The sequence below is a fragment of the Mesorhizobium sp. P3_A10 genome, from assembly GCF_056403175.1.
Map to the genome: position 1 here is coordinate 58,684 of NZ_JBFUFZ010000004.1, position 25,595 is coordinate 84,278.

Genomic DNA, 25,595 nt, shown 5'->3' on the forward strand with positions numbered 1-25,595 from the left:
ATTAGCTGGACCTTGGCGAGTGGCCGAAGCGCCCATCCCTTCGTCATCCACGGGCGGAGCAAGGAGCGTAGCGACGCAGCGCAGACCCGAGGATCCATGCCGCGACTTCTGAACTACGCTGCAGTGCAGGGTCTGCTCCGCTGCACTCTAAGACCAATGTCACGGAATGGATCCTCGGGTCTTCGCGACGCCGCTGCGCGGCTGCTTCGCCCGTGGATGACGAAGGTCCGAGGCGCCGCTACGATCCCCTGGCGATCTGCCTCGCAATATCGCGGGCCTGCAGGCCGGCGCTGTGGAAATAGCTGGTCAGGCTCGGCCGCATGCCGATGAACCATAGGCCGGGCTGGCCGCTCGGCGTGCCGCCATTGGCTTTCGGCACACCCTTTTGGTCGAGCACGCCCAGCTCGCCCACCATGGTTTCTAGCCCGGTGCGATAGCCGGTCGCGGCGATCACCACATCCGGTTCGAGCATCGTGCCGTCACTCAGCCGGACAGCCGCGCCATCGAAGCTTGCCACCGGCGCCACCACGCTGATGCGGCCGGCCTTGAGCGCGGCGACGGCACCGTCGTCGACGGCAATGGCGATCTGCTCGGCGCCGAGCCGGCTGGCGCCGCCCTTCGGCGCCGGCGGCAGGCCGAAGCGGGTGAGATCGCCGAAGACGAGGCGCTGCGTCGCCGAGATCATCCTATCGACGACGGGCGTCGGCAGTTGCGCCATCAAGCCGGCGAAGCGGTGCACGGCGACCTTGCCGATCCGCTTCGGCAGCAGCGACGGGCCGTGCCTTGCCGACAGCCAGGCATGTTTGGTGTCGACGCCTGAGAGATGGTTGAGCACGTCGAAGCCGGAATTTCCGGCGCCGATTACCAGCACGCTTTTGCCCGAATAGTGGTCCGCCGTGCCGAAGTCGGCGGCGTGGATGAGTTTGCCCTGGAAAGATCCGGCCCCTGGCCAGTCGGGCATCCACGGCAAGCGGTCGCGGCCGGTGGCGACGATCACATGCGCGGCGCTGCGCGGACCCGCGCTGGTATGCACCAGCCAGCGTTGGCCATCGTGCGCGATCCCTTCGACCGCTACGCCGAACTCGACTGCAAGGCCGCGCTCGCGGGCAAAGGCCTCGAGATGGCCAACGATGATATCCTTGTGCGGAAAGGCGGCGGTGCGCGGCGGATAGGCAAGCCCCGGCAGCGCCGACAGCGCGCGGTGCGTGTTCAGATGCAACCGCTCGTGCCGTCGCCGCCAGGGTTCGGCCAGCCGCATCTCTTTCTCCAAGACGATGGCAGGCACGCCGAGCCGGCCCAGTGCATCGGCCGCAGCCAACCCGGCCGCACCGGCGCCGATGACGATGACCGGTTCGTTTGTCGTTGCCGTCATTCCGTCGAGATTCCCTTCCATGGGCGCCGCAGGGCGCCGAGTGCGCCCTATATGGCACTTGCGCGATATGATCGATAATCAGGTCGCGTCAATACGACTGATTCGAGGCCCTGGGCTGGCCTCCATACCCCACGGCACGCGAAAGCTCGACCATGCCCTCGTTGCGCATCTATTTCGACCGACTGCTTGAAGGCGCCGCGCCCAAGGTTGCGCGACAGGAGCTGAGCCATGTCGAGCGCCTGGCACTGGTTCGCCGGCATGGCGATTTTTCGCTCGCCTATTCGACCGCCGCGCAACAAAAACTGTCCTATTTCGGCGATGCCGACGGCTACATCGCCTTCGGCACCAAGATGAAGCACCACTTCGCCCTCGGCGACCCGGTGGCTCACTCAGCCGATCGGCCCGACTACATCAAGCGTTTCGTCGAAGCCGCCGGTGGCCCCTGGTTCGTGCAGATCGGCGCGGAGACGGCGCGCGTGCTCGCAGGCCTCGGTTATCAGGTCAACCGCCTCGGCATCGACACCAGGCTTGTCCTGCCCGGTCACGATTTTTCCGGAAAGCGCAACGAGACCGTTCGTTATTCAGAACGCTGGCTGTTGAAAAAGGGCTTTTCCTTTGCCGAGGACAAGCGGACCATTTTCCTCGACGAGATCGCCCGGCTTTCCGAGAACTGGCGCGGTGACCGCATCGTCAAGCGCTGGGAGATGGGCTTTCTCAATCGCCCTTTCGCCGATCATCTTGGCGTCGACATGCGCCGCTTCGTCCTGCACGGTCCAGAGGGCGAGCTTGTCGCCTTGCTCGACTTCGATCCGCTGTTTCGCGACGGCAAGGTCATCGGCTATACCACCGCCTTCAAGCGCAAGCATATCGACGCCTCACCGCATGCCGAGATCGGCCTGACCAAATTCGCCGTCGACCGTTTTCGCGAAGAGGGCATCTCGGTCGTCACCCTTGGCCTGTCGCCGATGCTCGACATCGAGCCGAGCGGCTTTCTCGAAAGCGATTTCTGGCGCAATGCGTTCCAGCGCGCCTACGGCTCGCCATGGATCAACCGCCGCAGGTTCAACCTGCAGGGCCAGGCGGCCTTCAAGCGCCGCTTTCACGGCGTCGAGGAGCCGGTCTACATCGCCTTCCGCAAGGGGACCTATGTCGAGATGCTGGGTCTGCTGCGGCTGGTCAAGGCGATCTAGGCTCTGCGAAGCCGCGTCAGTTGCGCAGCCGGTAACCAGTCCTGAAGATCCACGCGACGATCGCGATGCAGACCAGTAGAAAGACGACTGTCATGCCGAGGCTGATGCCGACCGAGACATCGGACTTGCCATAAAAACTCCAGCGGAACCCGCTGATCAAATAGACCACCGGGTTGAACAGCGTCACCGTGCGCCAGACGCCGGGCAGCATGTTGATCGAATAAAAACTGCCGCCAAGGAAGGTCAGCGGCGTGATGATCAACAGCGGCACCAGCTGCAACTGCTCGAAGCTTTTCGCCCAGATGCCGATGATGAAGCCGAACAGGCTGAAGGTCACCGCCGTCAGCACCAGGAAGGCGAGCATCCAGAACGGATGCAGGATGGCCAGCGGCACGAACAGCGATGCCGTCGCCAGGATGATCAGCCCGAGGATGATCGATTTGGTCGCCGCACCGCCGACATAGGCGATGACGATTTCGAGGTAGGACACCGGCGCCGACAGCAGCTCGTAGATCGAGCCGACGAATTTCGGGAAATAGATGGCGAAGGAGGCGTTGGAGATCGACTGCGTCAAAAGCGACAGCATGATCAGCCCGGGCACGATGAAGGCGCCATAGCTGATGCCGTCGATTTCGGTGATGCGCGAGCCGATGGCCGAGCCGAAGACGACGAAATACAGCGATGTCGAAATCACCGGCGAGACGATGCTCTGCAGCACGGTGCGCAGGGCGCGCGCCATCTCCATCCGGTAGATTGCCCAAACTGCGCGAAGGTTCATGCGTCTTTCCTCACCAGATTGACAAAAATCTCCTCGAGCGAGCTGTTTTGCGTGTCGATGTCGCGGAACTGGATGCCTGATGCCTCGAGGTCGCGGATCAGCGAGGCGACGCCTGGCCGCTCGGCCTGGTTGTCATAGGTGTAGGTCAGTTGTCCGCCATCCGGCGACAGCTCCAGCGCATAGTGTGAGAAAGTCTCCGGGATGGCGGCGAGCGGGCTGCGCAGCTCCAGCACCAGCCGCTTGCGGCCAAGCTTGCGCATCAGTTCGGCCTTGTCCTCGACCAGGATGATCTCGCCGCGGTTGATGACGCCGACGCGGTCGGCCATCGCTTCGGCCTCTTCGATATAGTGCGTGGTCAGGATGATGGTGACGCCGTCCTCGCGCAGCCGGCGCACCATCGCCCACATATCCTGGCGCAATTCGACGTCGACGCCGGCGGTCGGCTCGTCGAGGAACAGCACGCGCGGCTCGTGCGACAGCGCCTTGGCAATCATCAGCCGTCGCTTCATGCCGCCCGACAGCGTGATCGCCTTGGCGTCCTTCTTGTCCCACAGCGACAGGTCGCGCAGCACCTTCTCGACGAAGGCATGGTTAGCCGGCTTACCGAACAGGCCGCGGCTGTAATTGACCGTTGCCCAGACGCTTTCGAAGGCGTCGATGGTCAGTTCCTGCGGCACCAGCCCGATCAGGCTGCGCGCGGCGCGATAGTCCTTGCCGATGTCGTGGCCGTCGACCGTGACCGTGCCCGACGAGCGGTTGACGATGCCGCAGACAATCGAGATCAGCGTCGTCTTGCCGGCGCCGTTCGGCCCGAGCAGCGCAAAGATCTCGCCGCGCTCGATGTCGAGGTTGATCTCCTTCAGCGCCGTGAAACCGGTGGCGTAGGTCTTGGTGACCCCGGAAATGGAAATGATCGATGGCATGGCGGGAAAACAACTGCTTGAAAGAGGCTGGGGATTATTATTGCGCTGAATGTCGGTGCGCGCGGCTGGAAGTCAATGCCGCTCCTGACAAATGTAGACAATCGTTCCACCCATGCCGCTCGTCCGGGGTGCTGACGCTTTCGCCCAAAGTGCTGCGACAACGCGCCCCGCGTGACGCCACGCCGCTTTGACCAGACCGCGCTTCGCGCCTATTCTTCAGGGCATAAGAAGCAGCTGGAGCCCGCCATGGACCCGCTCATCCTGTCGCGCATCCAGTTTGGCGCGAACATCTCGTTCCACATATTGTTTCCGACGATTACCATTGCGCTTGGCTGGGTGCTGCTGTTCTTCAAGCTGCGCTACAACACGACGGGCGACAGCGCCTGGATGCGCGCTTATTTCACCTGGGTAAAAGTGTTCGCGCTGTCCTTTGCCATGGGTGTCGTCACCGGCGTCACCATGAGCTTCCAGTTCGGCACCAACTGGCCGGGCTACATGCAGACCGTCGGCAACATCGCCGGGCCGCTGCTCGCCTACGAGATACTCACAGCCTTCTTCCTTGAGGCGGCCTTCCTCGGCATCATGCTGTTCGGCTTCCGCCGCGTCTCCAACCGCATCCACACGCTGGCCACCGTGCTGGTCGCCGGCGGCACCACCGTCTCGGCCTTCTGGATCATCGCGCTGAACTCGTGGATGCAGACACCGGCCGGTTTCGAGATGCGCGACGGCGTCGCCCATGCCGTCGACTGGTGGGCGATCGTCTTCAACCCGTCCATGCCCTACCGGCTGGTCCACATGCTGCTTGCCTCCGGCCTGACGGTGTCGTTCCTGATCGCCGGCCTGTCGGCGCTGCGCTATCTCACTGGCGACCGTTCGGAATCGATGTGGAAGGCGCTGCGCACTGGCGTCTTCACCGCCGCCATCCTGATCCCGATCCAGATCTTTGCCGGTGACCAGCATGGTCTCAACACGCTGGAACACCAGCCGCAGAAGATCGCCGCCATGGAGGCCAACTGGAACACCGGCCCCAACGTGCCGCTCGTGCTGTTCGCCATTCCCGACGAGGCGACGAAAGAGAACAAATTCGAGATCGCCATCCCCGACGGCGCCAGCCTGGTACTGCGGCACTCGGCCAGCGGCGTCGTGCCGGGGCTCAACGACTATCCCGGTCTCCATCCGCCGGTCTTCCCCGTGTTCTGGGGCTTTCGCATCATGGTCGGCACCGGCATTCTGATGCTCATCGTCTCATGGTCAGCCGCCTTCTTCCTCAAGCGCCGCCACAGCCTGCCCAAGCCGCTGGCGCTGCTGATGGTGCCGATGGCGCTGTCCGGCTGGCTGGCGACGCTGGCCGGCTGGTACACCACCGAGATCGGCCGTCAGCCCTGGCTGGTCACCGGCGTGCTGAAGACGGCCGACGCCGTCGGTCCGGTCGCCGGCAGCCATGTCGCGTTCACGCTTGCCGTCTATCTCATCCTCTACGTGCTGCTCTTGATCGCCTATCTCGGCGTGCTGGTGCATCTGGCGCTGAAGGCGGCGAAGGAGGGCGACAACTCGCTGCTACCGGGTGTCATGAAGACAGCCATGTCGCAACCGGCTGCTGGGGAGTAAGAAGATGACAATCGACTGGCCAACCGCGCTCCCCCTCATCTTCGCCGGCCTGATGGGCCTCGCCATTCTGATCTACGTCATCCTCGACGGGTTTGACCTCGGCATCGGCATTCTCTTTGCCGCCGCCGAAGACGCCGAACAGGACACGATGATCGCCGCCATCGGCCCGTTCTGGGATGCCAACGAGACCTGGCTGGTGCTGGCCGTCGGCCTGCTGCTGGTCGCCTTCCCGATGGCGCACGGCACCATCCTCACCGCGCTCTACATTCCGGTCTTCGTGCTTCTGGTCGGCCTCATCCTGCGCGGCGTCGCATTCGATTTCCGCGCCAAGGTGCCGGCGGGCAAGAAGCACCGCTGGAACCGCATCTTCTTCCTGGGCTCGATCATCGCCTCGCTGGCGCAGGGCTATATGCTCGGCGTCTATGTGCTCGGCCTCGATGTCGACATTGGCGGCATGGCTTTTGGCGCGCTGGTGGCGTTCTGCCTTGCCGCCGCCTATGCGGCGATGGGCGCGGCGTGGCTGATCTACAAGACGGAAGGCGCGTTGCAGAAGAAGGCGGTGCTGTGGCTGCGCACGGCGCTGGTGCTGGCGGCGCTCGGCATGGCCGCTGTGTCGCTGGCGACGCCCTTCGCCAGCCCACGCATCTTCGCCAAATGGTTCGTCTGGCCGCAGATGCTCTATCTGTCGCCGCTGCCGATCCTCTCGGCGCTGCTGTTTGCCTGGCTGTGGCGGCAGACCTTCCATCTGCCGAAGCCCGACGACCGCCACGCGCTGACGCCGTTCCTGACGCTCGCCGCCATTTTCACGCTCGGCTTTGCCGGGCTGGCGTGGTCGTTCTACCCGTTCGTGGTGCCCGACAAGCTGACCATCTGGCAGGCCGCCTCAGCGCCCGAAAGCCTCGCCATCATCCTCGCCGGCACGGTCGTCGTGCTGCCGGTCATCATCTTCTATTCGTTCTATGCCTACCGCGTGTTTGGGGGGAAGGCGACGGATTTGACGTATGATTGAGAGGTGAGGTGGGCGTTGGCGAATAAGGTGGCGTAGTCCTCGCGCCTTCGTCATCCTAGGGCGGAGCAAGGAGCGAAGCGACGCAGCGCAGACCCTAGGATCCATGCCGTGAAGTTTGTCGTAGAATGCAACGGAACAGAATGGCTCTTGTCCACGCACCGACGCTCGCTACCCTGAAACCATGACCGGCTACGTCTATATGACCGCGAGCCAGAAGCGCGGCACGATCTACATCGGTGTCACCAACGATCTTGGTCGGCGCATGCCAGAGCACAAATCCGGCCAGGGTGTGGGGTTCACCAGCCGATACGGTGTGCAACGGCTGGTCTGGTACGAGGAATTCTTCGACATCACGGATGCCATTCAGCGCGAGAAGTCTCTGAAGCGATGGCCGCGGCAATGGAAGATCGAGGCAATCGAAAAGGCCAATCCGGAGTGGTTCGAGCTCTTTCGCGGAACCGGTTGGTAGGCGCTCGGTTTCTTGCACCGCCGGAGCACTGCACTACGGTCACGGCATGGATCCTAGGGTCTGCGCTGCGTCGCTACGCTCCTTGCTCCGCCCTAGGATGACGAAGGGAGGGAGGGCATCGCTGCCCTCGCTCCTCTTCCAACCCCCAGCGCTCAGCCAAACCTCAATTGCTCGCCAGCACCAGCACCGGCTTGTCGCTGTACAGCGACGGGAACAGTTTCTTCAAATTCGCCAGCTTGGGCAGGTCGTTGTAGACGATGTAGGGATAGGTCGGGTTCAGCGTCAGAAAGTCCTGGTGGTAGTTCTCGGCGGGATAGAAGGTCTTGCCGGTCTCCAGCGTGGTGACGATCGGCTTGGCGAACACCTTGGCCTGGTCGAGCTGGGCAATGTAGCTCTGCGCGATCTTCTTTTGCGCGTCGCTTTCGGCAAAGATCGTCGAGCGGTACTGGGTGCCGCTGTCGGGCCCCTGATAATTCAACTGCGTCGGGTTGTGCGCCACCGAGAAATACACCTGCAGCAGCTGGCCATAGGTGACCTTCGACGGCTCATAGGTGATCTCGACGGATTCGGCGTGCCCGGTGCGGCCGCTGCCGACGGTCTCGTAGACGGCGGTGTCCTTGTCGCCGCCCGTATAGCCCGAGACCGCCTTGGTCACGCCCTTGACGTGCTGGAACACGCCTTGCACGCCCCAGAAGCAGCCGCCGGCGAAGATCGCCGTTTCTGTGCCGCTGGCTGCCTTTTCGTCCATCGCCGGCGGCGGGATCACCACCGCGTCCTCGGCCGAGACGGCCGGGCTCTGCCAGAAGGCGGCACCTGCCGCCGCCAGGATGAGGGCGGCGAGCGCGCCCTTGGCGAAGCTCGGCGATCTCGTCTTTGCAATGCCGGTCATGTCTGATCTCCTTGATGGTGGCGAAGACTATACGACAGATCGTCCCGCCTGGTTTCTCAAATTGCCGTGCGCTGGCCCGGCCGCCGGGCGGCCAGGCCCCGGCCTAAGCACCTATTGCGCGGGCGCCATCGCGTCCGCCGGCTTCATCGCATCCGCCGGTTTCATCGCATCGGCCGCGGGCGCTACTGCCGGCTTCATCGCATCCGTCGCTAGCTTCATCGCATTGGTCGCCATCGGATCGACGGGCTTCATCGCATCCGTGGCGGGTTTCATGGCATCGGTCGCCGGTTTCATGGCGTCCGTGGCCGGCTTCATCGCGTCGGTGGTGATCGGCGTGGCCGGCTTCATGGCATCTTCGGCGCGGGCGATGCCGCCGGCAAACAGCGCCGTCGAACACAGCGCCAGGGCAAGGGCCGGCAGCGTCAGGCGAGAATTGGTCATGGAAGTCTCCTTGGGTTGGTGGCGCGCGGATGCGGCCGGCAGTGCGGCGCCGCTCATGCGGCGTTGCGCAAATCTTGAAATCAGTTGGTCGCGGCGGCCAGGATCGGTCCGCCACCCGGCGTCTGCACCAGCACCGCGGTGCTGAGCCCACCAGACGCCGCCGGCAGCGGCAGCGTGGTGGCATCGCCGCTCCAGCTGCCTATCCTTTGCAGCGCATGCACGACATTGGCGTGCGGCAGCGTGCGCCCGGTGTTTTCGCCGCGTGCCACCGGCACCTCGACGACGCCTTGCTTGTACTGCACCAGCCAGACATCGGCCTTGCCGCCGGGCGCAGCACCAGCGCCGATGCTGATCTTGCCGCCGTCAAGCGACAGCGAGGGTCCCTTGGCGCGGCTGCTCGAGGAAATCAGCTGCTCGATTTCGCCCGGTGCGGCACCCACCGCGTCGGCATCGCCATTGACCACCACTTGCGGCGTGAACGGGCCGGAGCGGCCGAGCGCCGGCTCGTAGCTGACCTGGCGCTGGGTGAATTCCTGTTTGCCAAACGTGTCCTTCCAACCGAGATAGTCCCAGTAGGTAACGTTGAACGACAGCGCCAGCACGCCCGGCTGGTCCTTGACCTTGATCAGATTGGCATTGGCCGGCGGGCAGGACGAGCAGCCCTGGCTGGTGAACAATTCGACCACGGTGAGCGGCTGGGCGGCGGCAGCACCCGTCGCGGCAAGCGCCATCAGGGCGGCCAGCAGCGCGCTGCGTTTGGTTTTCGATCCGGACATTGGGGGAGTCTCCTGCGGCGGGGTTCATCTCCCACTTCGCCGCCGGCGGAGGCTTCGTTACATCGTTCACTGGTTTGTGATTGCGGGCGGTAGGTGCTTCTTCCCTTCTCCCCTTGTGGGAGAAGGTGGATCGGCGCGCAGCGCCGAGACGGATGAGGGGTGTTCCAGCGGAGTGAGACGCTGGCATTTCCTGGAACACCCTCATCCGTCGCCTTCGGCGACACCTTCTCCCACAAGGGGAGAAGGCAAGACGGAGCCACTACCGCCACGGCTGCAAGTTCACATCGCGCACATAGGCGATGATCGTGTCGCAAACCGAGTTCATGTCTTTCAGGACGTCGTCATTCCAAAACCGCAGCACGCGAAAGCCTCTCGCCTTTAGCTCAGCTTCTCGGGTCCGGTCTGAATCAGATTCCGCATGCTGGCTGCCGTCGATCTCAACGATCAGCCCGGCTTCCAGGCAGGCGAAATCGGCGACGTATTTACCGACAGGCACCTGGCGCCGGAATTTGATCTGGTCGAGCCTGCGGTCGCGCAATTCACTCCACAGCTTGCCTTCTGCCTCCGTCATCTCGCGCCTGAGCGCACGGGCAAAGCTGCGTTTGGCGGGTGGGACAGGTTGATGTGGCATGACGTCAGAATAGCGAACGCCTCACTCCGCTGGAACACCCCTCATCCGTCTCGGCGCTGCGCGCCGATCCACCTTCTCCCACAAGGGGAGAAGGCAAGAGGCGCCGCCACCCCCCGCCCCGCTTGCCCCTGCAACCCGCCCCTGCTAAAGCGCGCGACATGAGCACGCCCCTCGACCACATCCGCAATTTCTCCATCGTCGCCCATATCGACCATGGCAAATCCACGCTTGCCGACCGGCTGATCCAGTCCACCGGCGGGCTGGAGCTGCGCGACATGAAGGAGCAGGTGCTGGACTCGATGGACATCGAGCGCGAGCGCGGCATCACCATCAAGGCGCAGACGGTGCGGCTGAAATACCGCGCCAACAATGGCGAGGACTATATCCTCAACCTGATCGACACCCCCGGCCATGTCGACTTCGCCTATGAAGTGTCGCGCTCGCTGGCCGCCTGCGAGGGCTCGCTGCTGGTCGTCGACGCCTCGCAGGGCGTCGAGGCGCAGACGCTGGCCAATGTCTACCAGGCCATCGACAACAACCACGAGATCGTCGTGGTGCTGAACAAGGTCGACCTGCCGGCCGCCGAGCCCGAGCGCATCCGCGAGCAGGTCGAGGAAGTCATCGGAATCGACGCCTCCAACGCCGTGCTGATCTCGGCCAAGACCGGCCTCGGCATTCCCGATGTGCTCGAAGCCATCGTCCACCAGCTGCCGCCGCCGCGCGAGGGCGACGCCACCGCCCCGCTGAAGGCCATGCTGGTCGACAGCTGGTACGACGCCTATCTCGGCGTCATCGTGCTGGTCCGCATCATCGACGGTGTGCTGAAGAAGGGCCAGACCATCCGCATGATGGGCACCGGCGCCAAATACCTGGTCGAGCGCACCGGCGTCTTCACGCCCGCCCGCATCAATGTCGACGAGCTCGGCCCCGGCGAGTTCGGTTTCTTCACCGGCTCGATCAAGGAAGTGGCCGACACCCGCGTCGGCGACACCATCACCGAGGACAAGCGCCAGACGGCCAAGGCGCTGCCCGGCTTCAAGCCGGCGCAGCCGGTGGTGTTCTGCGGCCTGTTCCCGGTCGACGCCGCCGATTTCGAGGATCTGCGCGCCGCCGTCGGCAAACTGCGCCTCAACGACGCCAGCTTCTCCTATGAAATGGAAACCAGCGCGGCGCTCGGCTTCGGCTATCGCTGCGGGTTCCTTGGCCTGCTGCATCTGGAAATCATCCAGGAGCGGCTGGAGCGCGAGTTCAACCTCGACCTCATCGCCACCGCCCCCTCAGTCGTCTACCGGCTGCTGCTCAGCGACGGCTCGATGAAGGAACTGCACAACCCCGCCGACATGCCCGACGTGGTCAAGATTTCCGCCATCGAGGAGCCGTGGATCCGCGCCACCATCCTCACCCCCGACGACTATCTCGGCGGCATCCTGAAGCTGTGCCAGGACCGGCGCGGCGTCCAGGCCGACCTGTCCTATGTCGGCAAGCGCGCCATGCTGACCTACGATCTGCCGCTCAACGAAGTGGTGTTCGACTTCTATGATCGCCTGAAATCGATCTCCAAGGGCTATGCCTCCTTCGACTATCATTTGACCGACTACAAGGAAGGCGACCTGGTGAAGATGTCGATCCTGGTCAATGAAGAGCCGGTCGACGCGCTGTCCATGCTGGTCCACCGCACGGCGGCGGAAAAGCGCGGCCGCCAGATGTGCGAGAAGCTGAAGGAGCTGATCCCGCACCATTTGTTCAAGATCCCGATCCAGGCCGCCATCGGCGGCAAGGTCATCGCCCGCGAGACGATCTCGGCGCTGCGCAAGGATGTCACCGCCAAATGCTACGGCGGCGACGTCTCGCGCAAGCGCAAGCTGCTCGACAAGCAGAAAGAGGGCAAGAAGCGGATGCGCCAGTTCGGCAAGGTGGATATCCCGCAGGAGGCGTTTATTCAGGCCTTGAAAATGGGAGACTAAAGGGTAGCAGTTCAGGAAACGGATAGTCGGCCAGGTCTAGTCGGTATCGCGGCCAGCTCTACGAATTCATCAATCGGCAAAATCTATCGCAGCTCTTCGGTTGCGGATGCCCAATACCGATCTTCTGCTGGGTCTGCCGAGATGATAGTCAGCCTCCGTGCAACGTATTACACCTCATCTAGTGAAGCATAATTAATGCAGGAAGCCTAAATTCCTAGGGCGCTTTGTGCTTCGGGCAGCACTTGATTCTGGTGCCAGAATCAAGTGCTATCCCTAATTGCATCTGAATTTATACCACTCCCGCTCCAGCGCAATTATTTTGGCCATAGAAGATCTCCTATTTGAGCGACTATTACGGCCCAGAACTCTCTTAGCTGGGTGGCACCTTACACGGCGCGACGTCCTAAAGGATTTTTACCTCGACGACCTAGGGATGGAGTGCTTCGCCTCGAATCTTTCGAGTCATATCGCTGATACCACGCGCTCGCTTGCGCTGGGCGAATATCGGTTCTCTGAAATAAGGCCTATTTCTATCCCGAAGGGTCCACACGGCACGCGGCCTGGATCGATTATCGCACTTCGAGATCGAGTTACTCTTTGGGCGATTACTACCCTTCTGGCACCAGCTTTAGACGCTGCTCTCGTCGACGGAGTGCTTAGCTATCGGGTTCGACGCCCTTACCGCAGCGGTGACTTTTTCGAGGAAATCGACGAGATAGCCATCCCTTTCCTAAAGGGCTCTTTCGTAAATAGTAGGATATCTCCATTTTCTTCATGGTATTACAACTGGCGAGAGTTTGATGCGCTCTCAAAGAAGGCGTTCGACAGTGGTCATAAATACCTAGCTGTGACCGACATATCGGCCTACTTCGAGAATATTAACCTAGACATACTTAGGGATCTCTTACTTAAATTCCATCCACAGGATCATCGAACTGTCAACATGTTGATAGAGGCCCTGTGTTCATGGACCGTGGCAACGCCAACGGGCCACCGCCCTAAGCGTGGTATACCTCAAGGAAGTGGTATCTCCAGTTTCCTAGGTAATATCTTTCTGATGCCTGTGGATAAGGCTATCTCATCTCATCCCTGGACCTCTGGGATCGTATATCTTCGATACATGGACGATATACGCGTTTTCTGTAAAAACAAAAACGACGCTATCAAAGCCATACTTCTATTGGAATCCGAGCTCAGGAAGATACATCTTAGTGTTCAGTCAGCAAAAACAAAGGTTCTCGGCCAAGTTGAAATCAAAGAACTCCTTTTTGATAGTAGAATCGATCAGATAAAGGCGATTAGGGCTGCCCATCCCGCGCCAACATTTGCGACGTCCATCGCCGTCGCCAAACTCGCCAGAGTCGGAAGTAGCACTGGCAGCGGTGAGGCGTTAGCTCGACGCTTCGAGAACCGGACAGGCTTGCTAGAGAGAGCTACCCGAATGTGGATGAATTCCCTAATGTACTATGGGTCCACAGCCTACATCGGGATTCTAACTCACGTGATCGTCAAGAACGCCGATCCGCGCTATTCCGAAATTTTTGTTCGAACCGCCAAGCGTTTTCCAAATTTTTCATATAATATGGCGCAGATATATTCATATCTATCGAGTGATGCGAATATCTATGAGTATCATGAGTGCACGTTGCTTGAAGCCTGCCGCTATATGACCAAGAGAAGCGCCATAATTTACAGACGGTGTATCCAGATAATAAATGGAGACAACTCTTATAATTTGAAGCTCGCGGCGATACGGTACCTAGCGAAGTGGCGCCTGAGCGGCGTCCAGCTGAGAGCAGTCGAACGAGCTCAACAACGCGAGAAATTTATTCCCTGCGCTATGAATTACATTCTGATTCTTAGGCAGATGAATGGCGTCGATTTTTCAATAATGATTTCTCGAATAGGGCGCATACCGAGCGCGCAGAGCGTAGATACGTTGGAGTTCGTTCGACAGATCCAGCAGTATTCTGCGTTTACCAAGGGGTTTTTGGCATTCATGTTTGATGCGAAATTTCGCTTTCGTTTGAGTGATTGGATTGGTGTTTTGTGGGTCATGTCGCACACGAACGACTCGAGGTTAAAGCGACATCTAGCTGGGCTGGCTAGACGTCGAATATTGTCTGAGCCGGACACATTGATTACAACAGCGCTGGGCGCTATTGGAGCTAGACTGATATGATAGAATGGAACAAGTATCCGAGCTTAAATCGGATGTGGGAAACCAGAGGTGCGCGTTTTGCTTGCCATGAACGGCTTACGAAGACAAACATATGGACGAACTATGCGATCGCCACAGGTTCTGCCTATGTTATATTGTTCTCTCTTATTAGCATATTAAACCTAAATATTTTTTCGGTCGATGATTATAAAGTGATAAACATACTATCAATAGTGATTTCAGTTGTTCTCATTTTTCTGAGTTTGATCGAAGGGGGCAAAAATCTCGTCGCTCATGCAGAGGCGATGCATTCCTGTGCTCGGGAGATAAGTGTCATCTATCATGAGGCTGAGGCCCTTATCGAGATGGGCGGTGGGGCTGCGCAGGTAGACTTGTCGGATCAGGTCAAGCGATATGATGCGATCGTGGACAAATACAAATTCAATCACGATCCCTTGGATTTCGACGTGTTTAAGACGAGCAAGCGGAATGTTTATGAAGCTGTCACTGATGCGGACGTGAAGAGCATACTTAGGAGACGATGGCTAAGTATATATGGATCTTTTCTGATGGTGCTGTGCGGTGTGCCTCTGCTTTTCCTTGCAGTTTGGCTGGCCGGGCATCGAAACGCTTGATGCAATACGCCTCTGTGCATTGGCATCGCACAAATATCGGCGCCTTTGGCCCCGGCCATTGGGGCTAAGCGGAATGGTGTGAAAAGGTTTGTGTAAGGCCGACGCTGAACAAGCGCGAGAAGCTTTCGGCGGTGGCAGCATTTGTTTGTGCCGTATCACAAGGCTGCGGCAAATTAAGTCAAAGCCCGCTCCGGCCATGCCGGGGCGGGCTTTTTTGCTTTGCGACGGCCTCGCACCCTCCTCATCGCGCGCCGCTTGGAGAACCTCCCATCCTGAACTATCCTTGAGCCCGGCTTAGGGGAGGTTTCGATGCGCTCTAATCTGGATATCGTCGCCGCGATCGGCCTCGCCATCGGCGGCGCTCTTGGCCTTGCCGGCACTTTTGTGGCCAGCGCGGAACTGCGCGAAACGCTGTGGGCGATCGATGGCGTCGCCCTCGTGGTGGCAGCTGCCCTGTTGACGATGAAGTATCAGCGGCAGGGCAATGACTGCGTCGCCGCCGGGTTCCTGACCTTCGTCGCTGGCGAGAGCCTGCTTTTGGCCGGCAATGCGGCAGGCCTCGAGGCCAGCGTTCCCGCCTATGCTGGCGGTATCTCGCTGTGGGCGGCAGCCCTGGTCCTGATCAGCGCGCCAAAAACCTTCGCCTTGTGGATGCGTCTCACCGGCCTCATTGCGGCCCTTCTGTTTGCCGTGTCGGTTGGCAAAATCCTCTGGGGCGCGCCCTTGCTGCCGACATCCTCGCCCTTGCCAGCCGCCGGCTATCCGTTCCTGGTGCTGACCTTCGTCGGCTGGATCTGGAACTTGCTGAAGTCCGAACGCTGAGCGCATGTCCGCCCCCGTCGAACTCCGCAACAGTCCCACCGGCAAGATGTCTTCCGCCTTCGGGGCGCTCTTGTTCGCGGCGATCTTCGGCTTCTACACGCTCAAGGGGCTGGTCACCGGCGCCGATGGCGGGCGGGTGCTGCTGGTGGCGATGCTGGCGCTTGGCTTCCTCGGGTTCGGCTATTTCCTCGCGCGCGGCGCCTTCGACACTTCGGTCAAGGTCGTGCTCGACGAAAAGGGCTTTCGCGACCGTCGCCTCGGCGACGTGCTGGTGCCCTGGGACAAGGTGCAGAGCGTGCGCCTCACCTCCGGCAAGGGGTCGGGCATGGTCAATTTCGAATTGGCCGAGGCGCCGCCCGACGAGATCAAATACGCGCTGGCCAACGCGCTCAACCTGATGCTGCCCTTCGGCCAGAACACCGTGCATATGGAGGTCTCCTCGCTCGACATGAGCGGCGCCGACATCATCGCGGCGATCCAGAAGTTCGCGCCGCATGTGGCGGTGACGCGCTGATCTCCCCCTCAAAGAGGGAGATTACGCGCTCCTCCGCCCGTGCTCTACTGCGCCCCTCAGGGAACCCGCCATCATGATTCGCCTCACCCTCGCCGCCCTTCTCCTCACCACCTCCGCCCACGCCGCCGACATGGCCTTCTTCGTGAAGAACCTGCGGCAGCAATCGGTGGCGGTCGAGCTGTTCAGCCATGACCGCAAGACGGTGTGGCCGGGCGACGACCAGGTGTTCATGATCGAGCCGGGCTCGCAGAAATCGGTGCCGATCTCCTGCAATCCGGGCGAAAACATCTGCTACGGCGCCTGGGTCAACGGCAACGACAGCATCTCGGCTGGCGTCGGCCCGGACAATGACCAGCCCTGTGATACCTGCTGCTTCATCTGCGTGGAGAAGACGACGGAGACGATTGATCTGGTGGAGTGAGGAGCGGTCGGCCATAGGCCGATCAATCGACAACGATTTGTCGATTGAAGCGACGAACGCCCGGAGCCATAGCGGAGGGCACGAGCTGCCAATCTCCCCCTTCGTGGGGGAGATGCCCGGCAGGGCAGAGGGGGGCGCGAAGGATCGCCAAACTCGCGCCCTGCGACCGCGCAAAACAGTGTGAAGGCACAGTTGTATTCGATTGAGATGCCGGCGGGACAGCGCCCCCCTCTGTCCTGCCGGACATCTCCCCCACGAGGGGGGAGATTGGCCGTCACCCCGGCTTTCGCCAATCGCACCGACGCACAAATCAGGACCGCATTAGCCGATCCTGACTTCCGCCCCTCCGCACATCATGTAATGATTCCTCCCACGGCCGGGGGCCGATTCTCATCCAGGGGAGATTGCCATGTTTTTTGCCACCACGCGCCGCGTCGTTCTCGCGCTTTCGCTTGCCGCGCTGTTCGCGCCGGCGGCACATGCCGGCGATGTCACGTTCGAAATCAAGAACAGCCATCCCAACGCCATGCGCGTCGAGCTCTACAGCCAGGACCGCGACTATGTCTGGCCGGGCGATGGCAAGGATTTCTATCTCGACGACGGCGAGACCAAGTCGATCCCTTTGTCGTGCAATGACGGCGAATCAATCTGCTACGGCGCCTGGGTCGACGGCGACGAGCAGACCTATTGGGGCGTCGGCCCAGGCAACAAGGAAAAGTGCGAAGACTGCTGCTACACCTGCACCGGCGGCGAGACCGAGGAAATCGAACTGGTGCCGTGAGGCGGTGACGCTGCTGATCTCCCCCCGTGTGGGGGAGATGCCCGGCAGGGCAGAGGGGGGCGCTGTCCCGCCGACGTCTCAACCTACCAGCCCCGCCTTGGGGAATTTTGCCTGCCCGAACGACAGCAGGGCCGCGATCCTTCGCGCCCCCCTCTGTCCTACCGGACATCTCCCCCACGAGGGGGGAGATTGGCTGTCACCCTGGCCTTCGCCCATCGCAAAGGTCGCGCCCAGCCTCTCAGCTAGCTTGACGCGCTTCCGGCTACAGCCATAGCCTGCCGGCGAAAAACAGGAGCATGGCGATGGCAGTGGTTCAAAGCGACAAGGTCGACGTCGGTTTTTCCGGCAAACGCTGCATCCATTCACGCAACTGCGTGCTGGGCAACCCGCACGTCTTCGTGCCCAACGCGGCGGGCGAGTGGATCCACCCCGATGCGGCCAGCGTCGAAAAAGTGGTGGCCATCGCCGAAAGCTGCCCGTCGGGCGCCATCACCTATCTCCGCAAGGATGGCGGGCCGCAGGAAAAGCCTCCGGCGGTCAACACCGTGCGTATCAGGGAAAACGGCCCGCTGGCCGTCCATGCCGAGATCGTGCTCAACGGCGAGACCTTTTACCGCGCCACGCTCTGCCGCTGCGGCGCCTCGCAAAACAAGCCGTTCTGCGACAACAGCCATATCAAGGCCGGCTTCGCCGCCACCGGCGAACCGCCGCTGAAGGACACGCCGGCGCTGGAGGCGCGGGACGGCCCGCTCACCGTCACGCCGACCACCAACGGCCCGCTCAAGCTCGAAGGCAATGTCGAAATCGTCACCGGCACCGGCCACACGATCGACCGCACGCAGCGCACCTTCCTCTGCCGCTGCGGCCATTCGGCCAACAAGCCGTTTTGCGACAATTCGCATAAGAAGGTGGGGTTTGTCGGGTAGGCGACCGAGCTGCCAATCTCCCCCCAAGTGGGGGAGATGTCCGGCAGGACAGAGGGGGGCGCCGTAGAGCGCCAACTCCCCAACCACCGAGCATCGACAATGCCCCACACGCCATTGCCGCCAAAACATCGCGCAAACGCCAGGTCGATGCGCAAGGTCATGACCGATGCCGAACTGAAGCTCTGGAACGAGCTTCGCGCCCACCGGCTGATGGGGCTTGGCTTTCGGCGCCAATTTCCTGTTGCCGGGTACATTGTCGACTTCGCGTGCCCGGATAAGAAACTCGTCGTGGAGGTCGACGGCTCCCAGCATGCGGATGCGGTCGCCGGCGATGATGCAAGGACGGTGCGTCTGGAACAGGATGGCTGGAGCGTGCTGCGCTTTTGGAACGACGACATTCTCCGCGACATCGACAATGTCTGCCAGCATATTGTGATTGCGGCCGGACTCGAGGGTGCGCCTTAGGTCATGGCAAAGTAGGTGATCCTTCGCGCCCCCCTCTGGCCTGCCGGCCATCTCCCCCACGAGGGGGGAGATCGAACTCCTCCACTGGCCCATCTCTCCCGCCTTTATCCCCAGCCCGCTATCGGCTAAGGGCGGGGACTGCGAAATCTCCGGACCCACCTTTATGACCGCCAAGCCAAAACCCTCTCCCCTGTTCCTCGGCATCGACACCGGCGGCACCTACACCGATGCGGTGCTGTGGTCGGAAGCCGAGGGGCCGCACGGCAAGGTGCTGGCCAAGGCCAAGGCGCTGACCACGCGCCATGATCTCGCCGTCGGCATTTCCGGCGCGGTCGACGCCGTGCTGCAGAAGGCCGGCACCGACCCGGCCGCCATCAAACTGGTGTCGATGTCGACGACGCTCGCCACCAATGCGCTGGTCGAGGGCCAGGGCGGGCGCGTGGCACTGGTGATGATCGGCTTTACCGAAGGCGATCTCGCCCGCGACGGGCTGAAGGCAGCGCTCGGCACCGACCCGGTGGTCTTTTGTCCCGGCGGCCACGATGTGCACGGCAATGCGGCCAAGCTCGATCTGTCCGGGCTGGAGGCCGCGCTGCCGGAACTCGGCGCCTCGGTGTCCGGCTTTGCCGTCTGCGCCTATTTTGCCACCCGCAATCCGGCGCATGAACTCGCCGCGCGCGACCTGATCCGCCAAAAAACCGGCCTGCCGGTCACCGCCAGCCACGAGCTGTCGGCCAAGCTCGGCGGCCCGCGCCGGGCGCTGACGACGCTGCTCAACGCAAGGCTGATCTCGATGATCGACCGGCTGGTGGCGGCGACCGAAGGCTTTTTGGAGGCCCGCAAGATCGTCGCCCCCCTGATGGTGGTGCGTGGCGACGGCGCGCTGGTTTCGGCGGCGTTTGCCCGCCAGCGGCCGATCGAGACCATCCTCTCCGGCCCGGCCGCCAGCCTCGTCGGCGCCCGCCACATGACCGGGCTCGACAATGCCGTGGTCTCCGACATTGGCGGCACTACCACCGACGTCGCCGTGCTCGACGGTGGCCGCCCGCGGCTCGATCCGGAAGGCGCCACTGTCGGCGGCTTCCGCACCATGGTCGAGGCGGTGGCCATGCGCACCTTTGGCCTCGGCGGCGATTCCGAAGTGGCGCTGGAGGATGGCGCGCTCAACCCAAAAATCCTGCTCGGCCCGCGCCGCCTGGTGCCGCTCGCCCTGGCCGGCATGGTGCATCGCGAGGCGGTGACGTCGGAGCTCGAGCGCCAGCTGCGCGCGCCAAACCCCGGACGCATGGATGGCCGCTTTGCGCTGCGCACCGGCGTGCCGGACAGGCTCGCCGCCGGCCTGACCGCGCCTGAAGCCAAACTCTACGAGCAGATCGGCACTGTCCCTCTCGCCCTTGATAGGCTGCTGACCTCGAACGCCCAGAACGCCACGCTGAACCGGCTGGTGTCGCGCGGCTTGGTGCATATCTCGGGCTTTACACCCTCGGACGCCGCCCATGTGCTGGGCAAGCAGGCCAACTGGGATCCGGTCGCGGCCCGTCTCGGTGCTGAACTGTTTGCCCGCAAGCGCGACGGCCGCGGCCAGAACATCGCCGCCTCGCCCGAGGTCATTTCCGAACGTGTGCTGGTGACGCTGACGCGCTGGTCGGCGGAATATATCCTCGAAACCGCCTTTGCCGAGGACGGGCTGGATGGCGCGGCGACTGTGGCGCATGCGCTGGTGCAGCGCGCCGTCGATTCGCATCCCGGCATCGCTAGGCTCAGCGTCGCGCTCGACCGCCCGGTCATCGGTCTTGGCGCCTCGGCGCCGCTGCATTATGCCGGCCTCGCCGAGCTGGTCGGCAATGACTGCGTGGTGCCGGAGGATACTGACGTCGCCAACGCGCTCGGCGCCGTCGTCGGCCAGGTCCGGGTCTCGGCCGAGGCGCGGGTCAGTCAACCCCAGGAAGGGCTGTTCCGTCTGGCCTCGGGCGAAACCGTGCGCGATTTCACCGACGAGGGGAAAGCGATCGCGGCGGCCGAAGCCGACGTCCGCGCCATTGTCGCCCTGCGTGCGAAGGATGCCGGCACCGACAATGCTGAAATCGAAGTCGCCACTGAATTCAAGGTTTCCACTGTCGAAGCCCAGCGCATGTTCATCGAGGCGCATGTGGTGGCGGTCGCCTCGGGCCGGCCGAGGATTGCTGTGTGAGGAAGAGCAATCTCCCCCCTCGTGGGGGAGATGGTCGGCAGGCCAGAGGGGGGCGCTGTCCCGCCAGCCTCTCAACGGTGCTCAACCCCACGGCTTGGGTCTGTTCGATCGGTCGCAGAGAGGTTCGCGTTCCTTCACGCCCCCCTCTGCCCTGCCGGGCATCTCCCCCACGAGGGGGGAGATTGGCAGCTGCGCCAATTCGCGAAAATCCCCCCTTCACCCTAAGCTGAATTGACCCTGCACCCCTGACATGCCAAAGGCCGACTTAAGCCTTTCATCTGGAGAAGCCCTGATGACCGATCGCGTCGAGATCGCCGGATTGCAGATTGCCCGCGCGCTTCATGACTTTGTCGTCAACGAAGCGCTGCCGGGCACCGGCGTAGCAGTGGATGCGTTCTGGAGCGGCTTCTCGGCCATCGTCCATGATCTTGGCACCAAGAACCGGGCGTTGCTGGCCAAACGCGACGCCATCCAGGAGCAGATCGACGCCTGGTACCGCGACAATGGCGCGCCGAGCGACATGGAGGCCTACAAGAGCTTCCTGAAGGAGATCGGCTATCTCGTCCCGGAAGGCCCGGCCTTCTCCGTCGCGACCGAAAATGTCGACCCGGAAATCGCTGTCGTCGCCGGGCCGCAGCTGGTGGTGCCGGTGATGAACGCGCGCTATGCGCTGAACGCCGCCAATGCGCGCTGGGGCTCGCTCTATGATGCGCTCTATGGCACCGATGCCATTCCCGAGAGCGGCGGCGCCGAAAAGCGCAAGAGCTTCAACCCCGCGCGTGGCGCCAAGGTCGTCTCCTGGGCCAAGAACTTTCTCGACGAGTCGGTGCCGCTCACTCTGGGCAAATGGGCCGGCGTCAACGGTCTGACGGTCTCGGGCGCCACCTTGCGGCTCGGCGCCGGCGCCGGCGGCACCACGCTGGCTGATCCAAAACAGTTTGCCGGCTATCGCGGCGATGCTGAAAACCCTGAAGCGATCCTGCTGGTCAAGAACGGCCTGCACATCGAAATCCTGATCGACCGCGTCAACCAGATCGGCCGCACCGATCCGGCAGGCATTGCCGATGTCGTGCTGGAATCGGCACTCACCACCATCCAGGACTGCGAGGATTCGGTCGCCGCCGTGGATGCTGACGACAAGGTCGTGGTCTACCGCAACTGGCTCGGCCTGATGAAGGGTGATCTGGTGGAAGAGATAACCAAGGCCGGCAAGACCTTTACCCGAAAACTCAATCCCGACCGCAGCTACAGCGCGCCCAATGGCGGCCAGCTTGCCTTGCCTGGCCGCTCGCTGATGCTGGTGCGCAATGTCGGTCACCTCATGACCAATCCGGCGATAACAGACCGCGACGGCAACGAGGTGCCGGAAGGCATCATGGATGCGGCGATGACGGCGCTGATCGCGCTGCATGATGTCGGCCCGAACGGCCGCCGCAAAAACTCCCGCGCCGGCTCGATGTATGTGGTGAAGCCGAAGATGCACGGCCCGGAAGAGGTCGCCTTCGCCGTCGAGATTTTCGATCGCGTGGAAGTGCTGCTCGGCATGGCCAAGAACACCATCAAGATGGGCATCATGGACGAGGAGCGGCGCACCACCGTCAACCTCAAGGAGGCGATCCGCGCGGCACAAGACCGCGTCGTGTTCATCAACACCGGTTTTCTCGACCGCACCGGCGACGAGATCCACACCTCGATGGAAGCCGGGCCGATGCTGCGCAAGGGCGACATGAAGCAGGCCGCCTGGATCTCCGCCTACGAGGCCTGGAATGTCGACACCGGGCTGGAATGCGGGCTGGCCGGCCACGCCCAGATCGGCAAGGGCATGTGGGCGATGCCGGATCTGATGGCGGCGATGCTGGTCGAAAAGATCGCCCACCCGAAGGCCGGCGCCAACACCGCCTGGGTGCCGTCGCCGACAGCGGCGACGCTGCACGCCACGCACTACCACAAGGTCGATGTCCACGCCGTGCAAGCGGCGCTGAAGAGCCGGCCGAAGGCCAAGCTCGACGACATCCTGTCGGTGCCGGTGGTGGTGCGTCCGAACTGGACGCCCGACGAGATCCAGCGCGAACTCGACAACAATTCGCAAGGCATTCTGGGCTATGTCGTGCGCTGGATCGAGGAAGGCGTCGGCTGCTCGAAAGTGCCTGACATCAACGATGTCGGCCTGATGGAAGACCGCGCCACGCTGCGCATCTCCTCGCAGCACATCGCCAACTGGCTGCGCCACGCCGTCTGCTCGCGCATCCAGGTGATGGATTCCCTGCAGCGCATGGCGGCCATCGTCGACCGCCAGAATGTCGGCGATCCGCACTACCGGCCAATGGCGCCCGACTTCGACAATTCCGTCGCTTTCCAGGCCGCATGCGACCTGGTGTTCAAGGGCCGCGAACAGCCGAATGGCTATACCGAGCCGGTGCTGCACAGGCGGCGGCTGGAGCTGAAGGCGCGGGAGAAGGCCTGAATCAGCCCGGCCGGAGGTGATTGCTGTTACCGGCCGCTCCGCATCTGAGGCGGGATCCGCATGTGGTCGCCGGTTGCGGTGGCCTCACACGCGATGGATCGAGCGTGACAAGAAGACGTCCGTATGCCTGACATGCGCCGGAGTTTCGCGGAAAGGCGCGCAGGGCCTGAAGCCGAACGCCTCGTACAGCGAAACAGCGTTTTCCATATAGAAGGTCGTGTGGATCAGCACCGTGCGGGCCGGCCCTTTCTCGATCTCCGCCAATGCAGCGCCCATCAGCTCGCGACCTATCCCTAGTCCGCGGAAGGATGCGTCGACGAAGAACCTGTGAAGCTCCACTGTGGTGTCGGTGAACTGGTCGAAGGCGAGGCAGCCTGCCGGCCGGCTCTCCGATCGCCCGATGAACGCCATGGCACCCGGCACGCCGAATTGCATTGCCAGCTCGGGGCCGCTTGTTTCCGGCTGGAAGAGGGTCCTGACATCCTCCTCCGAGACGCCGTGGGGCGCCGAAGCGTCGACATCCCATTGCGCAAGCTTGCGACAGAGCCCTGCCAAGGTCTCGAAGTCTTCGGCGCTGCGCGCCGGCGACACTGAAATCATCCCCCAAGCCCCCGCGGATCTGCGCGATCATAGCACGCGCGGCCCCCCGACGCGAAAGCCGGTCACATAAATGAGATGTCGAGGTGATCGGCGATCGGTCTTGGGCGGCTTGACGACTAGCTGTCTACCTACTAGTTGGTAGGCAGTTGAAACGAGAGATCCCGTCATGCTTGGACAAATGAATGATCAGAGCTGTGCCCCGTCATCAGACGGGTGGCTCAAAAGCTATTATTATCTGCGGTTTGCCGTATCGGCAGCCTGGGTTACGGCGGCTTTCACCGTCGCGAAAAGCAGCCCACCGCTCGCTGCCACCATGCTGGTTGCCTACCCTGCATGGGACGCGCTGGCGAATTACATCGACGCTCAGCGCACCGGCGGGCTCGGCCGCAACAAGTCTCAATTGCTCAATTTCGTCGCCAGCATCGTCACTGCGATCGCTATTGCCATCGCGCTTCGCCACAGCATGAACGCGGTGCTCTCGGTCTACGGCGTCTGGGCCGTTGTCTCCGGCGCGTTTCAGCTCCTGACCGCGGCGCGGCGCTGGAAAACCAACGGTGCGCAATGGGCGATGATCCTGAGCGGCGCCCAATCGGCGGTGGCAGGTCTCTTCTTCGTCAAGATGGCCGGCGGCACAGAGATCATTGGCATCGCCAATGTTGCGCCCTATGCAGCTTTCGGCGCCTTCTACTTCCTCGTGTCCGCCTTGTGGCTGTCGGTCAGCGACGTCCTTCGCAAGTCGCCGCGGGTCGCAAGCTAGAGAAATTCCAGGAAAAGCGCGAACGATTGGGCTCGGCGACTTCGCAGTCGCCTCCGTCCGGGATCGCGTCAAAACAAAACAAAGACTTAATCTAAAGCGGGTCACTGTTTGCGTGAAAACGGTGACCCGCTAAGTAGGGAGGAGCCCTCTGCGGAGCAAGTTATGAGCAAGCCTTCAAACACCGCCGATGAGATCCTGGCCGCCGCGCGAACCTTCATCGTCGCCGGCGGATACAATGGCTTCAGCTACGCCGATATCGCCGAAGTGATCGGCATCCGCAAAGCCAGCATCCATCACCATTTCCCCAGCAAGGTCGACCTCGTGCAGACCCTGCTCAGGCGTTACCTCGAGGATGCCGTTACGGGCATGGGAGGGCTAGAGCGCAATGTCCCCGAGCCGCCGGAGTTGCTTCGAACCTATGCCGGCATCTGGGCTCGATGCATCGAGGACGCGAGCATACCGTTCTGCGTCTGCGCGCTGCTTGCCAGCGAGCTGCCGGCCCTTCCGCCGGAGGTTGGCATGGAAGTGCGGGCGTATTTTCAGTTTCTCTCGAAATGGCTGACTGGCGTCATCGAGCGCGGTGCCGAGAAAGGCACGCTGTCTATTTCCGCTTCGCCACGCGTTGAGGCCGAGGCCTTCATGGCGACCGTGCATGGCGCAATGCTTTCCGCGCGCGCTTATGGCGATGTCTTGACCTTCGGCATGATCCTGACGCCGACGCTTCAGAAGTTGATTCCCGCGACCGATTGAGCTGGGTAAAAGAGGATCGGCCGGGAGAAGCGGACCTGGCGTGTAGCTTCAAATGCCC

At 62.3% G+C, this 25,595-nt stretch carries 25 protein-coding genes; 17 read left to right on the forward strand and 8 right to left on the reverse strand.

Features of this window, described 5'->3' with window-relative positions:
- Nucleotides 1-238 precede the first annotated feature (238 nt).
- Complete coding sequence (locus AC1DXU_RS17050; RefSeq protein WP_477370534.1) at nt 239-1,372, reverse strand: flavin-containing monooxygenase; 1,134 nt, start codon at nt 1,370-1,372, stop codon at nt 239-241.
- A 152-nt stretch (nt 1,373-1,524) separates the two neighbouring features.
- Here AC1DXU_RS17050 and AC1DXU_RS17055 point away from each other — a divergent pair, with 152 nt between their 5' ends.
- Nucleotides 1,525-2,562, forward strand: a complete 1,038-nt coding sequence (locus tag AC1DXU_RS17055) for a phosphatidylglycerol lysyltransferase domain-containing protein (RefSeq protein WP_477370537.1) — start codon at nt 1,525-1,527, stop codon at nt 2,560-2,562.
- A gap of 16 nt (nt 2,563-2,578) precedes the next feature.
- Here AC1DXU_RS17055 and AC1DXU_RS17060 read toward each other — a convergent pair whose 3' ends face one another.
- Both AC1DXU_RS17060 and AC1DXU_RS17065 read right to left on the reverse strand, forming a co-directional pair.
- Nucleotides 2,579-3,340: an ABC transporter permease gene (locus AC1DXU_RS17060; RefSeq protein WP_477370540.1), complete on the reverse strand. Its 762-nt coding sequence runs from the start codon at nt 3,338-3,340 to the stop codon at nt 2,579-2,581.
- Nucleotides 3,337-4,263 carry an ABC transporter ATP-binding protein gene (locus AC1DXU_RS17065; RefSeq protein WP_477370543.1) on the reverse strand — a complete coding sequence of 309 codons (927 nt, stop codon included), beginning with the start codon at nt 4,261-4,263 and terminating at the stop codon, nt 3,337-3,339. The genes AC1DXU_RS17060 and AC1DXU_RS17065 overlap by 4 nt, the downstream gene beginning before the upstream one ends.
- A 246-nt stretch (nt 4,264-4,509) precedes the next feature.
- Between AC1DXU_RS17065 and AC1DXU_RS17070 the strand changes: the two genes are divergently transcribed.
- The 3 genes from AC1DXU_RS17070 (at nt 4,510) to AC1DXU_RS17080 (ending at nt 7,349) form a co-directional block, all read left to right on the forward strand.
- The gene (locus AC1DXU_RS17070; RefSeq protein WP_477370546.1) at nt 4,510-5,871 is read left to right on the forward strand and encodes a cytochrome ubiquinol oxidase subunit I; all 1,362 of its coding nucleotides are present in this window, start codon (nt 4,510-4,512) and stop codon (nt 5,869-5,871) included.
- 4 nt (nt 5,872-5,875) lie between these two features.
- Nucleotides 5,876-6,880, forward strand: coding sequence for a cytochrome d ubiquinol oxidase subunit II (locus AC1DXU_RS17075; RefSeq protein WP_477370549.1), 1,005 nt, complete (start codon nt 5,876-5,878; stop codon nt 6,878-6,880).
- A 181-nt stretch (nt 6,881-7,061) separates the two neighbouring features.
- Nucleotides 7,062-7,349 carry a GIY-YIG nuclease family protein gene (locus AC1DXU_RS17080; RefSeq protein ID WP_477370551.1) on the forward strand — a complete coding sequence of 96 codons (288 nt, stop codon included), beginning with the start codon at nt 7,062-7,064 and terminating at the stop codon, nt 7,347-7,349.
- Between the two features lie 163 nt (nt 7,350-7,512).
- Here the strand turns inward: AC1DXU_RS17080 and msrA are convergent, their stop codons facing one another.
- The 4 genes from msrA to AC1DXU_RS17100 form a co-directional block, all read right to left on the reverse strand.
- Nucleotides 7,513-8,238, reverse strand: coding sequence for a peptide-methionine (S)-S-oxide reductase MsrA (gene msrA, locus AC1DXU_RS17085; protein WP_477370554.1), 726 nt, complete (start codon nt 8,236-8,238; stop codon nt 7,513-7,515).
- 111 nt (nt 8,239-8,349) lie between these two features.
- Entirely contained in the window at nt 8,350-8,679 is a 330-nt protein-coding gene (locus tag AC1DXU_RS17090; RefSeq protein WP_477370557.1) for a hypothetical protein, read from the reverse strand.
- Nucleotides 8,680-8,759: 80 nt separating this feature from the next.
- Complete coding sequence (locus AC1DXU_RS17095) at nt 8,760-9,455, reverse strand: DUF1223 domain-containing protein (protein ID WP_477370559.1); 696 nt, start codon at nt 9,453-9,455, stop codon at nt 8,760-8,762.
- Nucleotides 9,456-9,714: 259 nt separating this feature from the next.
- A complete protein-coding gene (locus AC1DXU_RS17100) occupies nt 9,715-10,086 on the reverse strand; it encodes an endonuclease domain-containing protein (RefSeq protein WP_477370562.1) in 372 nt (123 codons plus the stop codon).
- A gap of 158 nt (nt 10,087-10,244) precedes the next feature.
- Between AC1DXU_RS17100 and lepA the strand changes: the two genes are divergently transcribed.
- From lepA to AC1DXU_RS17155, 11 genes are all read left to right on the forward strand, one after another.
- Nucleotides 10,245-12,050 carry a translation elongation factor 4 gene (gene lepA, locus AC1DXU_RS17105; RefSeq protein WP_477370564.1) on the forward strand — a complete coding sequence of 602 codons (1,806 nt, stop codon included), beginning with the start codon at nt 10,245-10,247 and terminating at the stop codon, nt 12,048-12,050.
- A 433-nt stretch (nt 12,051-12,483) separates the two neighbouring features.
- The gene (locus AC1DXU_RS17110) at nt 12,484-14,232 is read left to right on the forward strand and encodes a reverse transcriptase domain-containing protein (protein WP_477370567.1); all 1,749 of its coding nucleotides are present in this window, start codon (nt 12,484-12,486) and stop codon (nt 14,230-14,232) included.
- Nucleotides 14,229-14,846 (forward strand): SLATT domain-containing protein, encoded by a 618-nt coding sequence (locus AC1DXU_RS17115; RefSeq protein WP_477370570.1) that lies wholly within the window; start codon nt 14,229-14,231, stop codon nt 14,844-14,846. Before AC1DXU_RS17110 ends, AC1DXU_RS17115 begins: the two co-directional genes overlap by 4 nt.
- Nucleotides 14,847-15,155: 309 nt before the next feature.
- Nucleotides 15,156-15,668, forward strand: a complete 513-nt coding sequence (locus AC1DXU_RS17120; protein WP_477370573.1) for a hypothetical protein — start codon at nt 15,156-15,158, stop codon at nt 15,666-15,668.
- A 4-nt stretch (nt 15,669-15,672) separates the two neighbouring features.
- Nucleotides 15,673-16,182, forward strand: coding sequence for a hypothetical protein (locus AC1DXU_RS17125; protein ID WP_477370576.1), 510 nt, complete (start codon nt 15,673-15,675; stop codon nt 16,180-16,182).
- 73 nt (nt 16,183-16,255) lie between these two features.
- Complete coding sequence (locus AC1DXU_RS17130; RefSeq protein ID WP_477370579.1) at nt 16,256-16,603, forward strand: hypothetical protein; 348 nt, start codon at nt 16,256-16,258, stop codon at nt 16,601-16,603.
- Nucleotides 16,604-17,012: 409 nt separating this feature from the next.
- Nucleotides 17,013-17,384 (forward strand): hypothetical protein, encoded by a 372-nt coding sequence (locus AC1DXU_RS17135; protein WP_477310480.1) that lies wholly within the window; start codon nt 17,013-17,015, stop codon nt 17,382-17,384.
- A gap of 302 nt (nt 17,385-17,686) precedes the next feature.
- A complete protein-coding gene (locus AC1DXU_RS17140) occupies nt 17,687-18,310 on the forward strand; it encodes a CDGSH iron-sulfur domain-containing protein (RefSeq protein ID WP_477370582.1) in 624 nt (207 codons plus the stop codon).
- Nucleotides 18,311-18,409: 99 nt separating this feature from the next.
- Entirely contained in the window at nt 18,410-18,775 is a 366-nt protein-coding gene (locus AC1DXU_RS17145; protein WP_477371586.1) for an endonuclease domain-containing protein, read from the forward strand.
- A 163-nt stretch (nt 18,776-18,938) separates the two neighbouring features.
- Nucleotides 18,939-20,966, forward strand: coding sequence for a hydantoinase/oxoprolinase N-terminal domain-containing protein (locus AC1DXU_RS17150; protein ID WP_477370585.1), 2,028 nt, complete (start codon nt 18,939-18,941; stop codon nt 20,964-20,966).
- Nucleotides 20,967-21,258: 292 nt separating this feature from the next.
- On the forward strand, nt 21,259-23,430 hold the full coding sequence (locus tag AC1DXU_RS17155) for a malate synthase G (RefSeq protein ID WP_477370588.1): 2,172 nt from the start codon (nt 21,259-21,261) through the stop codon (nt 23,428-23,430).
- Between the two features lie 84 nt (nt 23,431-23,514).
- Here the strand turns inward: AC1DXU_RS17155 and AC1DXU_RS17160 are convergent, their stop codons facing one another.
- The gene (locus tag AC1DXU_RS17160; RefSeq protein WP_477370591.1) at nt 23,515-24,030 is read right to left on the reverse strand and encodes a GNAT family N-acetyltransferase; all 516 of its coding nucleotides are present in this window, start codon (nt 24,028-24,030) and stop codon (nt 23,515-23,517) included.
- Between the two features lie 166 nt (nt 24,031-24,196).
- Between AC1DXU_RS17160 and AC1DXU_RS17165 the strand changes: the two genes are divergently transcribed.
- Both AC1DXU_RS17165 and AC1DXU_RS17170 read left to right on the forward strand, forming a co-directional pair.
- Nucleotides 24,197-24,787: a DUF308 domain-containing protein gene (locus AC1DXU_RS17165; RefSeq protein WP_477370594.1), complete on the forward strand. Its 591-nt coding sequence runs from the start codon at nt 24,197-24,199 to the stop codon at nt 24,785-24,787.
- 162 nt (nt 24,788-24,949) lie between these two features.
- Nucleotides 24,950-25,537: a TetR/AcrR family transcriptional regulator gene (locus AC1DXU_RS17170; RefSeq protein ID WP_477310492.1), complete on the forward strand. Its 588-nt coding sequence runs from the start codon at nt 24,950-24,952 to the stop codon at nt 25,535-25,537.
- The last annotated feature ends 58 nt before the right edge of the window (nt 25,538-25,595 follow it).